We start from the raw sequence: 14,389 nt of genomic DNA, 5'->3' as shown, positions 1-14,389 counted from the left end.
GTCACATCCTGCAGGTTGTGCTCGCGCGCGCCTTCCAGGATGAGGCGTGGGGTCGATTCCGTCACCATGCGCTTGAATCCAAAGCCCACATGCTTGCGCCCGCCCAGGTAGGCGCCCGTGAGCGTGTCGGCCTTGCGCAGGTCGGCGGTGGTGCCGTCGAACACGATCTGCCCACCCAGGCGGCCCGGGCCGGGGCCCATGTCGATCATGCGGTCGGCCGCAAGCATCACGGCCGGGTCGTGCTCCACCACCACCAGGGTGTTGCCCGCGTCGCGCAGGCGCAGCATGGCCTCGGTGATGCGGTGCATGTCGCGTGGGTGCAGGCCGATGCTGGGTTCGTCCAGCACAAACAGCGTGTTAACCAACGAAGTCCCGAGCGCGGTGGTCAGGTTGATGCGCTGCACCTCGCCGCCGCTGAGCGTGCGGCTTTGGCGGTCCAGCGTGAGGTAGCCAATGCCCACGTCGCACAAGTACTTGAGGCGCGTGGTGATTTCTTCGTGCAACAGTTTCAACGCCTGGGCATCGCCGCCCTTGGCGTCGTCACCCACCGGCAACTGCATGCGCGCAAAGAACTGGCGCAGGCGGTCGATGGGCAGCAGCATCAGGTCGTGCAGGCACAGACCGGGCAAGGCCTCCAATTGCTCACGGCTCCATTGCACGCCCTCGGGCAGGAAACGCTTGCCGGGCTCCAGCACCGCATCGGCATCTTCCTTGCGGCCAATGCGCCAGAGCAGGCTTTCGGTCTTGAGGCGTGCACCGGCGCAGGTGGGGCACGGCGTGTAGCTGCGGTACTTGGACAAGAGCACGCGGATGTGCATCTTGTAGGCCTTGCTCTCCAGGTATTCAAAAAAGCGCTTGATGCCGTACCACTGCTTGCTCCACTGCCCGTCCTTGTAGCCGGGGGCGCCACCGATCACCCATTTCTTCTGGTCGTCGGTGAGCTTGTTCCAAGGCGTGTCGCGCGGGATGCCTGCCGCCTCTGCGTGGCGCATGAGGTCGTCCTGCGCTTCCTTCCATGCAGGCGTCTGGATGGTCTTGATGGCACCTGCGCGCAGGGTGAGCTTGTCGTTGGGGATGACCAGACCATAGTCCACGCCGATCACGCGGCCAAAGCCCCGGCAGCTGTCGCACGCGCCCACGGCGGAGTTGAACGAGAAGGCGGAGGGGATGGGATCGCTGTAGCGCAGGTCGCTGTCGGGACAGTGCAGGCCGGTGGAGAAGCGCCAGAGTTCGGGCTCGCCCTCATCCACCAGCCGATAGACGTTCAAGCGCCCGGTGCCGCGTTTGAGCGCCACCTCGATGGCCTCGATCACCCGCACCTTTTCGGCATTGCCCAGGCGGAAACGGTCGGCCACCACATCCAGCACCTTGCGCGGGCCGGTGGGGGTGGCCACTTCGCGCTCGGCCTGCACTTTGGTGAAGCCGCTGGCGGACAGCCACTGCTCCACCTGCTCCGCGCTGGTGTTGGCAGGCAACTCGACCGGGAAGGTCAACACGATGCGGGGGTCACTGGCGGCAGCGCAGCGCGCGGCCAGCTCCGCATAAATGGTCTCGGGCGTGTCATGCCGCACCGGCTGCGCCGTCTGCTTGTCGAACAACTGACCTGCGCGTGCGAACAGCAACTTCAGATGGTCGTTCAACTCCGTCATCGTGCCCACGGTGGAGCGGCTGGAGCGCACGGGGTTGGTCTGGTCGATGGCAATGGCCGGGGGCACCCCTTCGACCTTGTCCACGGCAGGCTTGTCCATGCGGTCGAGGAACTGGCGCGCGTAGGCGCTGAAGGTCTCCACGTAGCGGCGCTGGCCCTCGGCATAGAGCGTGTCGAACACCAGGCTGGACTTGCCCGAGCCGCTGGGGCCTGTGACCACCGTGAGTTCGCCGGTGCGGATGTCCAGATCCAGGTTCTTGAGGTTGTGCTGGCGTGCGCCGCGGATACGGATCAGTCCCTGGGTCATGGATGCGGTCTTTCGGGTGTGAGGCGGGACATTCTAGGGACGCGCCCGGCGTTTGCGCCTGCCCGCGCCGATTACCCCCGAGGCGCGCTGCGGTGCTTTGACCGTGGGCAAAGCAGGGGCAATGGAGCAATGGCTGACGAAAAGCGGGTGTTCTGGCCCGAAACATCGGTTTAGACTGCGGCCTCCACACATACCCAGAGGAGACCGCCATGACAAAACAATGGCAACTGCGAGCGGCCGGCATGGTCCTGGCGCTGGCGGCCAGTGCAGCCAGCCATGCCCAGATCCTGATCGGCCAGACGGCAGGCTTCAGCGGGCAGGTAGCAGCCGGCGTGAAGGAAACCACGGACGGCGCGCTGCTGTACATCGACGCCATCAACGCCAAAGGCGGTGTCAATGGCCAAAAGATCGAACTGATCTCCCTGGATGACAAGTTCGACCCCAAGCTGGCGGCGGAAAACGCCCGCACGCTGATCGAAGACAAGAACGTCTCGGCCCTGTTCCTCAACCGGGGCACCCCCCACACCGAGGCCATCCTGCCGCTGCTGGACAAGCACGGCGTGGTGCTGGTGGCGCCTTCCACCGGCGCGATGGTGCTGCACCAGCCGGTGCGCAAATACATCTTCAATGTGCGCGCCACCTACCAGCGAGAGGCTGAAAAGGCGATCACCCACCTGGCGTCCATGGGCATCACCCGCGTGGCGCTGGTGTACGCGGACGACAGCTTTGGCGCCGACGGCATTCAGGGCGCACAGAAGGGCCTGGCGACCGCCAAGCTGACGGCGGTGGTGTCCGAAAAGTTCGACCGCGCCAAGCCCGACTTCACCCCCATCGCTGCCAAGGTAACCAAGGCCGATGCGCAGGCAGTGCTGATGGTGGCCTCGGGCTCTGCGGTGGTGGATGCCACCACCGCACTGCGCACGGCGGGCTCGGCCGCGCAGATCGTGACGCTGTCCAACAATGCCTCCAGCGGCTTCATCAAAAGCCTGGGGGCCAACGCGCGGGGCGTGATCGTGACCCAGGTGTTCCCGAACGAACGGGCCGTGACCTACCCGATGGTGAAGGAAGCCCAGGAACTGGCCAAGACCAAGGGGCTCACCGAAATCAGCCCCGCCATGCTGGAAGGCTTTGCCGCCGCCAAGGTGCTGGTGGAAGGCCTCAAGCGCGCGGGCCCCAAGCCCACCCGCGAGAAGATCCAGGTCGCACTGGAGAGCATCAAGAAGCTGGACCTGGGCGGTCTGGAGGTGAACTTCAGCCCCGAGGACCACACCGGGCTGGATTTTGCCGACCTGTCCATCATCGGCACGGACGGGCGCTTCCGCCGCTGAGAGGTCCTCATCGCGCTACGGGTGATGGACCCACCAACCGCACCACCGTGGCGCAGGTGGTGAGCCCCTGCCACCGGGCCTACGCGTTTTTACAGTTGTCCCGCGCGGGGGCGTCCATACACTCGGGCGCTCCACACGCAGGAGATAACCCCATGAAGAAGATTGGCCTGGCCGGCGCGTTCTGCGCCCTGGCCGCAGCCCTGGGCATCGGTTCAGCCCACGCACAGATCCTCATTGGCCAGACGGTGGGCATCACCGGATCGGCCGCAGCCACCGTGGCCGAGTCCATGCAGGGCGCAGCCCTCTACATCGACCATGTCAACGCCAGGGGCGGGGTCGGCGGGCAGAAGGTAGAGGTGCTGTCACTGGACGACAAGTTCGACCCCAAGCTCACCCTGGACAACACCCGCACGCTGATCGAACAAAAAGGTGTCATCGGCCTGTTCATGACCCGTGGCACGCCCCACACCCAGGGCATCATCCCGGTGTTGGAGCAGCATGGCGTGCCGCTGGTGGGCCCATCCACCGGGGCGATTGCGCTGCACCAGCCAGTGAGCAAATACGTGTTCAACGTGCGTGCACCCTACCAGCGCGAAGTGACCAAGGCCATCTCGCACCTGCACACACTGGGCATCCAGCGCATTGGCGTGGTGCATGTGGACGACACATTTGGCGTCGACGGGCTGGCCGGCGCACAGGCGGGGTTCAAGGCCAACAACATCGAAGCGCTGTTCATCGAAAAATTTGACCGCACCAAGCCCGACTACAGCGCCATCGCGCCCCGCGTGGCCGGCAAGCAGCCCCAGGCCGTGATTTTCATCGGCACCGGTGCGGCGGTGGTTGATGGCATCAAGGCCTTGCGCGCCGCGGGCGTTGCCGGCCAGATCGTCACGCTGTCCAACAACGCGTCAGGCGGCTTTGTGAAGGCGCTGGGCGACCAGGCCCGGGGCGTGGTGGTGACGCAGGTGTTCCCGTCCGAGCGCTCGCTCAACTACCCCGTGATCAAGGAGGCCATCGACCTGGCCAAGGCCAGGAACATCGGGGACCTGACGCCCGCCATGCTGGAAGGTTTTGTGAGCGCCAAGGTGCTGGTCGAAGGCCTCAAGCGCGCGGGCGCCAAGCCCGACCGCGCCAAGCTGCATGCGGGGTTGGAGAGCATCCACAAGTGGGACCTGGGCGGGCTGGAGCTGAGCTACAGTCCCACCGACCACAGCGGGCTGGACTTCTCCGACCTGTCCATCATCGGCACGGACGGCCGCTTCAAGCGCTGACACGGCACAGGCGCCCCGCGCCACACGAAGACAAGACACCAAAAAAAGGCCCTGCCAGCAATCGCTGGCAGGGCCTTTGTCATGCCAGGCAGTGCGCTTATTGCGCGCTGGCAGCCGATGCGGGGGCAGCAGCTGGCGCAGGTGCCGCTGCGGGCGCGGCCGCACTGGCGGGTGTCTCGGGGGCATGCACCGCATCGGCACCGTGCTTTTCACCGCCCATGTCGGCCTTGTCGCCCGCCGTGATGATCACGTACATCGACAAGGCGGCAAACAAGACGAAGCCAACAACAATCTTCCACATATCAATATCTCCTGGGATGGGTTTGTTCAATCAAGGGGCCTGGCTGACGCGCAGGGTTGTGGGTTGTACTGGTGCGCGGCACAAGCCCCTTGATGGAACACAGGGCCCGACCCTTGCGGGGCGGGCCCTGTACACCGGTCAGTAACGATCAGTCGTTGGCGTAGATGTCCACGTCCTTGGTTTCCTTGATGAACAGGCCACCAATCACGACCGTGGCACCGGCGATGATGATGGGGTACCACAGGCCGTTGTACATGTTGCCGGTCTGGGCCACGATGGCAAACGCCGTGGTGGGCAGCAGGCCGCCGAACCAGCCGTTACCAATGTGGTACGGCAGGGACATGGACGTGTAACGGATGCGGGTAGGGAACATTTCCACCAGCATGGCGGCGATGGGGCCGTACACCATGGTCACCAGCAACACCAGGTAGGTCAGGATGATGGTGACCATCACCTTGTCGATACGGGCAGGGTCTGCCTTGGTGGGGTAGCCCGCAGCCTTCAGTGCATCGGCCACAGCCTTCTTGAACTCGCCATCTTTCTTCTTGGCTTCGTCAGCGGGCAGGCCCTTGCTGGTGTACGAGGCGATGACGGTTTCACCGATCTTGATGGAGGCGGGGGTGCCCGCGGCGCCCACGGCGTTCTCGTAGCTCACTGAGGCGCCAGCCAGCACCTGCTTGGCGATGTCGCACGAGCTGGTGAACTTGGTGGTACCTGTGGGGTTGAACTGGAACGAGCATTCCTTGGGGTCTGCCGTCACGATCACCTGATTCTTGGCCTGGGCTTCAGCCAGGGCAGGGTTGGCCGCCTTGGTCAGTGCGCCAAACACGGGGAAGTAGGTCAGCGCGGCCAGCAGGCAGCCCGCCAGGATGATGGGCTTGCGGCCAATCTTGTCAGACAGCGAACCGAAGACGATGAAGAACGGCGTGCCAATCAGCAGCGACACAGCCACAAAGATGTTGGCAGTGGCGCCATCGACCTTCAGTGCTTGCGTCAGGAAGAACAGCGCATAGAACTGGCCCGAGTACCACACCACGGCCTGGCCGGCGGTCAGGCCCACCAGTGCCAGGATCACGATCTTCAGGTTCTTCCACTGGCCGAAGGATTCGGTCAGCGGGGCCTTGGAAGTCTTGCCCTCGGCCTTCATCTTCTGGAACGCAGGCGACTCATTCATCGACAGGCGGATCCAGACCGAGATGGCCAGCAGCAGGATCGACACGATGAACGGAACACGCCAGCCCCAATCACCAAAGGCTTCTTCGCCCAGCACGGTGCGGGTGCCCAGGATCACCATCAGCGACAGGAACAGGCCCAGCGTGGCCGTGGTCTGGATCCAGGCGGTGTAGGCGCCGCGCTTGCCGTGCGGAGCATGCTCGGCCACATAGGTGGCTGCGCCGCCGTACTCACCACCCAGTGCCAGGCCTTGCAGCAGGCGCAGGATGATCAGGATGACGGGGGCTGCCACACCGATGGACGCGTAGGTCGGCAAGATACCCACGATGAAGGTGGACAGGCCCATGATCAGGATGGTGACCAGGAACGTGTACTTGCGGCCGATCATGTCGCCCAGGCGGCCGAAGAAGATGGCGCCGAAGGGGCGAACAATGAAGCCCGCAGCAAACGCCAGCAGCGCGAAAATGAACGCCGAACCGGCATCCAGACCGCTGAAGAACTGCTTGGCAATGATGGCTGCGAGCGAGCCGTACAGGTAAAAGTCGTACCACTCGAAAACGGTGCCGAGCGACGAAGCGAAGATGACCTTCCTCTCTTCGGGCGACATCGGCCGCGGTGCGGGATGAACAGTTGCCATGGTGTGTGTCTCCTATTGGTGTTACAGACCGCACTGCGGCGGGCTGTACGCATTCTTGGAGATGGCACTGACCACCCTCTGACGCGAAACCAACAAGAGCTTTCACCAAACTGACCGCTCTCTGACAACTTAGGGTGAAACCCGCAGAGGCGCTTTCAGGATGCGAGAGTCGCTCAGCTTTTGGGCGGCAAGCCCGAGGGAAGCTGACGAACGGCGTCCCAGTCCGGACCGTCGAACCACGCGTCGCCATCGAGGTAGGCACGCAGCATGGGCAGGCTGTCGAGCCCCCAGAACAGCTTGCCATCCACCCCGAACGCGGGCACGCCGAAAACGCCAGCGGCCTGCGCCGCTTCGGTGTTGGCGCGCAGCAAGCCCTTGGGGCCGTCACTGTTCACGTCCTGCCCGGTGCGCACCTGGTCGGCCAGGGCCTCGGCCAGTGCGGCCAGGCGCGCAGGGTCCAGCGCGTCGCCGCCGCCCTGCCACACATGGCGCAGCACCGTGCCCGCCACATAGCGGTTGATGCTGCCGTCGTCACTGCAGGCCAGGGCCTGTCGCAGCAGGGGCAGCGGGTTGAACGGGTGGCGCGCGGGCATCTGCAGCGGCGTGCCTTGCGCATGGCCCAGCCAGGTCACGTGGCGGTAGGTCCAGTCGCGCTTGGGGGCTATGCCCGCAGGCCCCGGGTTGCCATGCTGCTGCAGCAAGGCACCCAGCAACACGGGCTGGTAGGCCACGCTGTAGCTCAGCCCTTCCAGCACCTCGGGCAAGCGCTCAAACGCCAGCCAGGCATAGGGAGAAATGAAGTCCAGGTAGAACGTGATGCGCTTCATGCTTCGGCCTCCGGCACGGGCCATGCAATGCCGGCGCGTTGCAACAACTGCGCCCAGATGGCGCGCCGCTGCGGAGCGTCGGCGCGCGACCAGGCGCGGATTTCATCCAGTGTGCGAAAGCAGCCTTCGCAGTGGCTGCGGTCAGGCGTCATGCGGCACACCGAAATGCAGGGCGAGGGCACCGGCTCCGTGCTTTTTGGGTCAAATTGGCCGGTAGCGCTAGTCTCTTTTGCCTTGGCAGCTAGCAAATCAATAGCATTCATGCGGCAGCCTGGGTTGCAGAGGCATCAGCAACAGGCGCTTGCACCACGTCCACCACGGGCGCGCCCGTCAGGCGCTGCAGGTCGCTGGGATGCAGGGGGAACACGCCGTGTGGGTGGCCTGCTGCGGCCCACACCACCTCAAAGCGCAGCAGGTCCTGGTCGATGAGCGTGACTGGCGGCGTGGCATGCGCCACCGGCGACACGCCGCCAATCGAAAAGCCGGTGCGCGATTTCACAAACTCGGCGTCGGCCCGGCCGATCTTGCCGCCCACATGGGCTTCCACCTTCTTCTCGTCCACGTGGCGGTCGCCCGATGTGACCACCAGCACCGCCGCGTCGTCGCTCTTGCGACGGAAGATGATGCTCTTGGCCACCTGCCCTACCAAAATACCCAGTGCATCGGCGGCCTGCTGCGCGGTGCGCGCGGCATCGTCCAGCATCTGCGGCAGATGCGGGTGGCCGCGCCGCTGCAGCTCGGCAGCCACACGCTGTACGCCCTCGGGCAGGTTCTTCAGTTCGGCTCCACACATGCGCGTTGGTCTCCAGCGGGTCCACGGGGGACGTGATTCGGTCGGGTCTCCCTCCATTTTGCCGCGCGCCATGGCCTCCTCGGTACAGGGGCTGGCATGTCCCTGCGCTGCGCTCCAGCACCCGGGCCAAATCAGGCCACTTTACAAACAGGAAATGTGCGCCCCCCACAATGCGCCGAACCTTCCCAACCCAACCGCTCCCACGCCCATGAACGATGCTGCGTTGTCCCCGCTGCGCCCGAGCCTGCCTGCGCCCTCCCCCGCCGACACTGTGCCAGGCGGCGCCGCCAGCCCCGCCCTCGGCGCCTCGCCATACCGGGGAGCATTGCTGGGGCTGCTGCTGATCGCCGGCACCCTGGCGGGCTGCAGCAAGCCGAGCGAAGCACCCGCACCGGCCAAGGCCGCCTCCGAAGTGGGCGTGGTCACGCTCAAGCAGCAAAGCCAGCAGCTCGAAGCCACCCTGCCCGGTCGCACCCGCGCCTCGCTCACGGCCGAGGTGCGACCCCAGGTGTCCGGCATCCTGCAAAAGCGCTTGTTCACCGAAGGAATGCTGGTGCGCCAGGGCCAGCCGCTGTACCAGATCGATGACGCCTCGCTGCGAGCCACCGAGGCCAGCGCGCAGGCAGCCCTCGCCAAGGCCGAGGCCACTGCGCGCACCCAGGAAGCCACAGCCAAACGCAATGCGGAGCTGGTGAAGATCGACGCCATCAGCCAGCAGGCGTTTGAAGAAAGCCAGGCCGCCGCCGCCCAGTCGCGATCCGACGTGGCCGTGGCCCAGGCCAACCTGGCCACCGCACGCATCAACCTCAAGTACAGCCGCATCGAGGCCCCGATCAGTGGACGCATCAGCCTGTCCAACGTGACGCCGGGAGCGCTGGTCACAGCCAACCAGGCCGATGCGCTGACCTCCATCGTCCAGCTCGACCCGATGTATGTGGACTTCACCCAGTCCACCACCGAGCTGATGCAGTTGCAGCGGGACTGGGAGGCGGGACGCTTCCAGAAGGTCGAGGGCGACAAGATCCCGGTGCGCATCAGGCTGGACGACGGCACCGAGTACGCGCAGCGTGGCCAGTTGCAGTTTGCCGGCGTGATCGTCAACGCCACCACCGGCACCGTCACGCTGCGCGCCGTGGTGCCCAACCCCAAGGGCACGCTGATGCCCGGCATGTACGTGCAGGCGCTGCTGCCCACCGGCCTGGCGCCAGAGGCCCTGCTGGTGCCCCAGCAGGCCGTGGCCCGCGACCTCACCGGCAAACCCAGCGTGCTGGTGGTCAAAGAGGGCGACGTGGTGGAAAAGCGCCCGATCAACATCGACCGCGCGGTGGGCAACCAGTGGCTGCTGCAGGGTGGGCTGGCTGCGGGCGAGCGCGTGGTCGTCGAGGGCTTCCAGCGGGTCAAGCCCGGCGACAAGGTACGTGCAGTGGAAGTGGACCCCAAAGCGCCCGCCAAGGGTCGCAAGGGCGCACAAGGCGCCGACGCGCCGCCTGCCGCGGGTGCCGCGCCCGCCTCGGCCCCAGCGGCCTCCCGCTGAGCACGAAGGACGCAGCACATGGCTCAGTTCTTCATCAACCGGCCCATCTTTGCCTGGGTCATCGCCATCATCATCATGCTGGGCGGTGCGCTGTCCATCGTCACGCTGCCGCTGGAGCAGTACCCCGACATCGCTCCGCCCCGCGTGACCATTGGCTCGCAATACACCGGTGCCTCGGCTGAGACGGTCGAGAACTCGGTGACGCAGATCATCGAGCAGCAACTCAAGGGCATCGACAACATGCTCTACATGAGCTCAACCTCGGACGCCTCGGGCCGCTCGCGCACCACGCTGACCTTCGCGCCCGGCACCAACATCGACGTGGCGCAGGTGCAGGTGCAAAACAAACTGCAGGCCGCCACCAACCGCCTTCCCGACGCCGTCAAGAGCCGGGGCGTGTTCGTGAACAAGGGCGGGCAGGACTTCCTGGTCACCTACAGCTTCTTCTCCAAGGACACGGCGATGAGCGCCGTGGACATCGGCGACTTTCTGACCAGCAGCCTGGTGGACGTGATCGGCCGCATCGACGGGGTCGGTGACGTCACGGTGTTCGGCACCAACTACGCCATGCGCATCTGGATGGACCCGGCCAAGATGGAGAAGTACGCGCTGATGCCATCGGACCTGGTGAATGCGCTCAATGCCCAGAACGCCCAGGTGTCTGCAGGCCAGCTGGGCGCCCTGCCCGCGGTGGCCGACCAGCAGCTCAACGCCACCATCACCGCCCGCACCAAGCTCAAGACCGTGGAGCAGTTCGAGGCTATCGTGCTCAAGTCTGCGCTCGATGGCTCAGTGGTCACCGTCAAGGACGTGGCCCGCGTGGAGCTGGGCGCCGAGAACCTGACCGTGAAGGCCAAGCTCAACGGCATGCCCGGCGCAGGCATGGGCATTGTGCTGGCCGATGGCGCCAACGCCATGCAGGTGGCCGACGCCATTGCCGCCAAGCTGGCTGAACTCAAGCCCTACTTTCCCAACCAGATCGACTACTTCGTGAGTTCGGACTCCACGCCCTTCGTGCGCGCATCCATCAAGGAAGTGGTCAGCGCACTGGGCGAGGCCATGATCCTGGTGGTGATCGTGATGTTCGTGTTTTTGCAGAACTTCCGCGCCACCCTGATCCCCGCCATCGCAGTGCCGGTGGTGCTTTTGGGCACCTTCGGCGTACTGTCGCTGGCGGGTTATTCGATCAACACGCTGACCATGTTTGCCATGGTGCTGGCCATCGGCCTGCTGGTGGACGATGCGATCGTGGTGGTCGAAAACGTCGAGCGGGTAATGCACGAGACCGGCCTGTCGGCCAAGGAGGCCACCCGCCAGTCCATGCGCGAGATCACGCCCGCCCTGGTGGGCATCGGGGTCACGCTGTCGGCGGTGTTTGTGCCCATGGCGTTTTTCGGCGGCTCGACCGGCGTGATCTACCGGCAGTTCTCCATTACCATCGTCGCGGCCATGGCGCTGTCGGTGTTCGTGGCGCTGACCCTCACACCGGCGCTGTGCGCCACGCTGCTCAAGCCCGCAGCCGCCTCGGCCGGGCATGACCGGCCGATCCGCCGCGGCCTGCTGGGCCTCAACGACCGGTTCTTTCGCTGGTTCAACCACCATTTCGACGCCACCGCCGCGCGCTACCAGGGTACGGTGGCCTACACACTGCGCCGCACCAAGCGCATGGCGCTGATCTTTCTGGCGGTGTGTGGCGTGGTATGGCTGCTCATGGCGCGCCTACCCACATCCTTCCTGCCCGATGAGGACCAGGGTTTCCTGTATGTGAACGTGAACCTGCCCTCGGGCGCTGCAGACACGCGGCTGCAGAGCGTGCTGGACCAGGTGCGCGACTACTTCTCGCAGCAGCCCGATGTGCTGAGCTTCTACCAGGTCTCGGGCATCAACGGCGACCAGGCCTCGGCACGGGGCTTTGTGCGCCTGAAGTCCTGGGAAGACCGTCCCCTGGCCAATCAGGCCGCCGCGCAGATCGCCTTCAAGGCCACGCGCGATCTGGCATCCATCCGCGATGCACGGGTGCTGGTGGTCATGCCCCCGGCGGTGCGGGGCCTGGGCTCCAGTTCGGGTTTCAACTTCGTGATCAAGGACATGAACGGCCTGGGCCACCAGGCGCTGTTGGCGGCCACCAACACCTTCCTGATCGAAGCACGCAAGCGGCCCGAGTTGACCAACCTGCGCATGACCAACCTGGAGGACGCCAGCGAGCTGCGCCTGGTGATCGACGACCGCAAGGCCGCCGCGCTCGGGCTGTCGTACAACGACATCAACAGCGTGCTGTCCAGCGCCATTGGTGGCACTTATGTGAACGACTTCCTGAACAACGAACGGGTCAAGCGCGTGTACATCCAGGGCGACGCCCCGGCGCGCATGCTGCCGCAGGACGTGGCGCGCTGGAGCGTGCGCAACAGCAAGGGCGAGATGGTGCCGTTCGGCGCGTTCTCCACCAGCTACTGGGCGTACGGCTCGCCCCAGCTGCTGCGCTACAACGGCAACCCGGCGTACGAGCTGGAAGGCCGCGCAGCACCGGGCGTTAGCTCCGGCGCAGCCATGAAGATCGTGGAAGACATCCTGCGCACCCTGCCTCCGGGCATCGGCTACGAATGGACGGGCGCCTCGCTGCAGGAACGCCAGTCCGGCGCCCAGGCCCCCCTGCTGTACGCGATCTCGATCCTCTTCGTGTTCCTGTGCCTCGCGGCCCTGTATGAAAGCTGGACGGTGCCGCTGTCGGTGATCCTCGCCGTGCCGCTGGGTGTGGTGGGCGCACTGGCGGCCACCTACACGCGGGGCTTGACCAACGATGTGTACTTTCAGGTGGGGCTGCTGACCACGGTGGGGCTGGCGTCGAAAAACGCGATCCTGATCGTGGAGTTTGCGGTGCAGCTGCAGGAGCAGGGCAAGAACCTGTTCGACGCCATCGTCGCCGCCGTGCGCCTGCGCCTGCGGCCCATCCTGATGACCTCGCTGGCGTTCGGCTTCGGGGTAATCCCGCTGGCCATTGGCACCGGCGCGGGCGCGGGCGGGCGGGTGGCCATCGGCACCGCCGTGCTGGGCGGCATGCTGGCTTCCACGGTGCTGGGCATCTTTCTGGTGCCGGTGTTCTTCTTGCTGATCCGCCGCTGGTTCAAGAGCCGGTCGCGCAGCGAGGACAACGCCCCGCCACCGCCTGCCACCACCCCACCGCACCCCACTCAGGAGAGCGCAGCATGACGCGCCCACTCTTATCGCCAGGCCGCCAGCGCCGCCGGCCTGCCGCCATCGCTGCAGCCTTGGCAACCGCCGCACTGCTCGCGGGCTGCAACCTTGCCCCCACACACCAGACACCTGCCCTGTCGGTACCCGACGCCGTCGGTACCACGAGCGGATCGCCCGCCCTGGCCAGTGAGGCCAGCCTGCAGGCCGCAGCGGCGCTGGGCTGGGTGCAGGCCCAGCCGCTGCGCGATGTCATTGCCCTCGCGCTGTCGAACAACCGCGACCTGCGCGTGGCCGTCGAGACCATCGAACGGGCCCGCGCCCAGTACGGCATCACCCGCGCCGACCTGTTGCCCAGCGTCACCGCGCAGGCGCAGGCCAGCCGGGCGCGCACCGCCGCTGGCATGAGCAGCGCCACAGCCCCTGCGCAGGTGGCCACGCAGTACACGGCACAACTAGGATTTGCCAGCTACGAAATTGACTTCTGGGGCCGCGTGCGCAACCTCAACGAGGCAGCGCTGCAGCAGTTCCTGCAGAGCCAGCAGAACCAGCGCAACATCCAGACGGGCCTGATTGCCGACGTGGCCAACGCATGGCTCACCCTGGCCGCCGATGAGGCGCGACTGCAGCTGGCACGCGACACCCTGGCCAGCCGCGAGAAGGCCTATGCGCTGACCGAACGCATCCATGCCATCGGCTCCACCTCGGGCCTGGTGCTGGCCCAGGCGCAGACCACGGTGGACTCTGCGCGCGGCGATGTGGCCACCTATCTGGCCCAGGTGGAGCGCGACCGCAACGCCCTGCAACTGCTGGTGGGAGGCCCGGTGCCCGCCGCCCTCTGGCCCACCGCCAGCACACTGCGCGCAGACGCGCAGGCCCCGGCGGCATTGCAGCCCGTGCCGGTGCCACTGGCGTCCAGCGTGCTGCTCGCCCGCCCCGATGTGCAGGCCGCCGAAAACGCCCTGCGCGCCACTGAGGCGAACATCGGCGCAGCGCGTGCCGCCCTGTTCCCCACCATCAGCCTCACGGCCAACCTGGGCACCGGAAGCCGCGAGCTGGACGGCCTGTTTGGCGCGGGCAGCAGCACCTGGAGCTTTGTGCCGTTGGTCCGCCTGCCCATCTTCGACGCCGGCCGCAACCGCGCCAACGTGCAGGTGGCCGAGGCCAACCAGCGCATCGCGGTGGCCCAGTACGAAAAGGCCGTGCAGACCGCGTTCCGCGAGACCGCCGATGTGCTGGCCGACCGCGCGCAGTGGGACGAGCGCATTGCCGCACAGACGCGGCTGGTGGCCTCCACCCAGAAAGCGTTCGACCTGTCGGAGGCGCGTTTCAAGGCCGGGGTGGACAACTACCTCACGGTACTGGATGCGCAGCGCAGCCT

Annotated in this window: 10 protein-coding genes and 1 pseudogene; 5 read left to right on the top strand and 6 right to left on the bottom strand. The window is 66.0% G+C overall.

Annotation, left to right across the window (positions count from 1 at the left end; genetic code table 11):
* Nucleotides 1-1,955 (bottom strand): annotated as a pseudogene (locus ISS20_RS18470) (excinuclease ABC subunit A); the annotation flags it as partial.
* A 242-nt stretch (nucleotides 1,956-2,197) separates the two neighbouring features.
* On the opposite strand from ISS20_RS18470, the gene ISS20_RS18465 reads away from it, so the two are divergent.
* Both ISS20_RS18465 and ISS20_RS18460 read left to right on the top strand, forming a co-directional pair.
* The gene (locus ISS20_RS18465; protein WP_291438376.1) at nucleotides 2,198-3,283 is read left to right on the top strand and encodes an ABC transporter substrate-binding protein; all 1,086 of its coding nucleotides are present in this window, start codon (nucleotides 2,198-2,200) and stop codon (nucleotides 3,281-3,283) included.
* A gap of 152 nt (nucleotides 3,284-3,435) precedes the next feature.
* The gene (locus tag ISS20_RS18460; protein ID WP_291438375.1) at nucleotides 3,436-4,554 is read left to right on the top strand and encodes an ABC transporter substrate-binding protein; all 1,119 of its coding nucleotides are present in this window, start codon (nucleotides 3,436-3,438) and stop codon (nucleotides 4,552-4,554) included.
* A gap of 97 nt (nucleotides 4,555-4,651) precedes the next feature.
* Here ISS20_RS18460 and ISS20_RS18455 read toward each other — a convergent pair whose 3' ends face one another.
* The 5 genes from ISS20_RS18455 to ISS20_RS18435 form a co-directional block, all read right to left on the bottom strand.
* The gene (locus ISS20_RS18455; RefSeq protein WP_291438374.1) at nucleotides 4,652-4,855 is read right to left on the bottom strand and encodes a hypothetical protein; all 204 of its coding nucleotides are present in this window, start codon (nucleotides 4,853-4,855) and stop codon (nucleotides 4,652-4,654) included.
* A 148-nt stretch (nucleotides 4,856-5,003) separates the two neighbouring features.
* Nucleotides 5,004-6,665 (bottom strand): MFS transporter, encoded by a 1,662-nt coding sequence (locus tag ISS20_RS18450; protein WP_291438373.1) that lies wholly within the window; start codon nucleotides 6,663-6,665, stop codon nucleotides 5,004-5,006.
* Between the two features lie 173 nt (nucleotides 6,666-6,838).
* Complete coding sequence (locus tag ISS20_RS18445) at nucleotides 6,839-7,492, bottom strand: 2-hydroxychromene-2-carboxylate isomerase (RefSeq protein ID WP_291438372.1); 654 nt, start codon at nucleotides 7,490-7,492, stop codon at nucleotides 6,839-6,841.
* Nucleotides 7,489-7,755, bottom strand: coding sequence for a DUF1289 domain-containing protein (locus tag ISS20_RS18440; RefSeq protein WP_291438371.1), 267 nt, complete (start codon nucleotides 7,753-7,755; stop codon nucleotides 7,489-7,491). Before ISS20_RS18440 ends, ISS20_RS18445 begins: the two co-directional genes overlap by 4 nt.
* The gene (locus tag ISS20_RS18435) at nucleotides 7,752-8,285 is read right to left on the bottom strand and encodes a YbaK/EbsC family protein (protein ID WP_291438370.1); all 534 of its coding nucleotides are present in this window, start codon (nucleotides 8,283-8,285) and stop codon (nucleotides 7,752-7,754) included. The genes ISS20_RS18440 and ISS20_RS18435 overlap by 4 nt, the downstream gene beginning before the upstream one ends.
* Before the next feature lie 208 nt (nucleotides 8,286-8,493).
* Here ISS20_RS18435 and ISS20_RS18430 point away from each other — a divergent pair, with 208 nt between their 5' ends.
* The 3 genes from ISS20_RS18430 to ISS20_RS18420 all read left to right on the top strand — a co-directional run.
* Complete coding sequence (locus tag ISS20_RS18430; RefSeq protein WP_291438369.1) at nucleotides 8,494-9,819, top strand: efflux RND transporter periplasmic adaptor subunit; 1,326 nt, start codon at nucleotides 8,494-8,496, stop codon at nucleotides 9,817-9,819.
* Nucleotides 9,820-9,837: 18 nt separating this feature from the next.
* Nucleotides 9,838-13,026, top strand: a complete 3,189-nt coding sequence (locus ISS20_RS18425; protein WP_291438368.1) for an efflux RND transporter permease subunit — start codon at nucleotides 9,838-9,840, stop codon at nucleotides 13,024-13,026.
* The coding region (locus tag ISS20_RS18420; protein ID WP_291438367.1) for an efflux transporter outer membrane subunit at nucleotides 13,023-14,389 on the top strand (1,367 nt) is incomplete at its 3' end. The genes ISS20_RS18425 and ISS20_RS18420, both read left to right, overlap by 4 nt.

Origin of the sequence: Acidovorax sp., assembly GCF_016783915.1 — a bacterium.
Lineage (GTDB): Bacteria > Pseudomonadota > Gammaproteobacteria > Burkholderiales > Burkholderiaceae_C > Acidovorax.
This window is presented reverse-complemented; position numbering and strand designations above follow the sequence as displayed.

What these genes read in the sequence shown, in the direction of transcription:
- ISS20_RS18465 (WP_291438376.1), top strand. Translation starts at nt 2,198, where the DNA reads ATGGTCCTGGCGCTGGCGGCCAGTGCAGCCAGCCATGCCCAGATCCTG.
- ISS20_RS18460 (WP_291438375.1), top strand. Translation starts at nt 3,436, where the DNA reads ATGAAGAAGATTGGCCTGGCCGGCGCGTTCTGCGCCCTGGCCGCAGCC.
- ISS20_RS18455 (WP_291438374.1), bottom strand. Translation starts at nt 4,855, where the DNA reads ATGTGGAAGATTGTTGTTGGCTTCGTCTTGTTTGCCGCCTTGTCGATG.
- ISS20_RS18450 (WP_291438373.1), bottom strand. Translation starts at nt 6,665, where the DNA reads ATGGCAACTGTTCATCCCGCACCGCGGCCGATGTCGCCCGAAGAGAGG.
- ISS20_RS18445 (WP_291438372.1), bottom strand. Translation starts at nt 7,492, where the DNA reads ATGAAGCGCATCACGTTCTACCTGGACTTCATTTCTCCCTATGCCTGG.
- ISS20_RS18440 (WP_291438371.1), bottom strand. Translation starts at nt 7,755, where the DNA reads ATGAATGCTATTGATTTGCTAGCTGCCAAGGCAAAAGAGACTAGCGCT.
- ISS20_RS18435 (WP_291438370.1), bottom strand. Translation starts at nt 8,285, where the DNA reads ATGTGTGGAGCCGAACTGAAGAACCTGCCCGAGGGCGTACAGCGTGTG.
- ISS20_RS18430 (WP_291438369.1), top strand. Translation starts at nt 8,494, where the DNA reads ATGAACGATGCTGCGTTGTCCCCGCTGCGCCCGAGCCTGCCTGCGCCC.
- ISS20_RS18425 (WP_291438368.1), top strand. Translation starts at nt 9,838, where the DNA reads ATGGCTCAGTTCTTCATCAACCGGCCCATCTTTGCCTGGGTCATCGCC.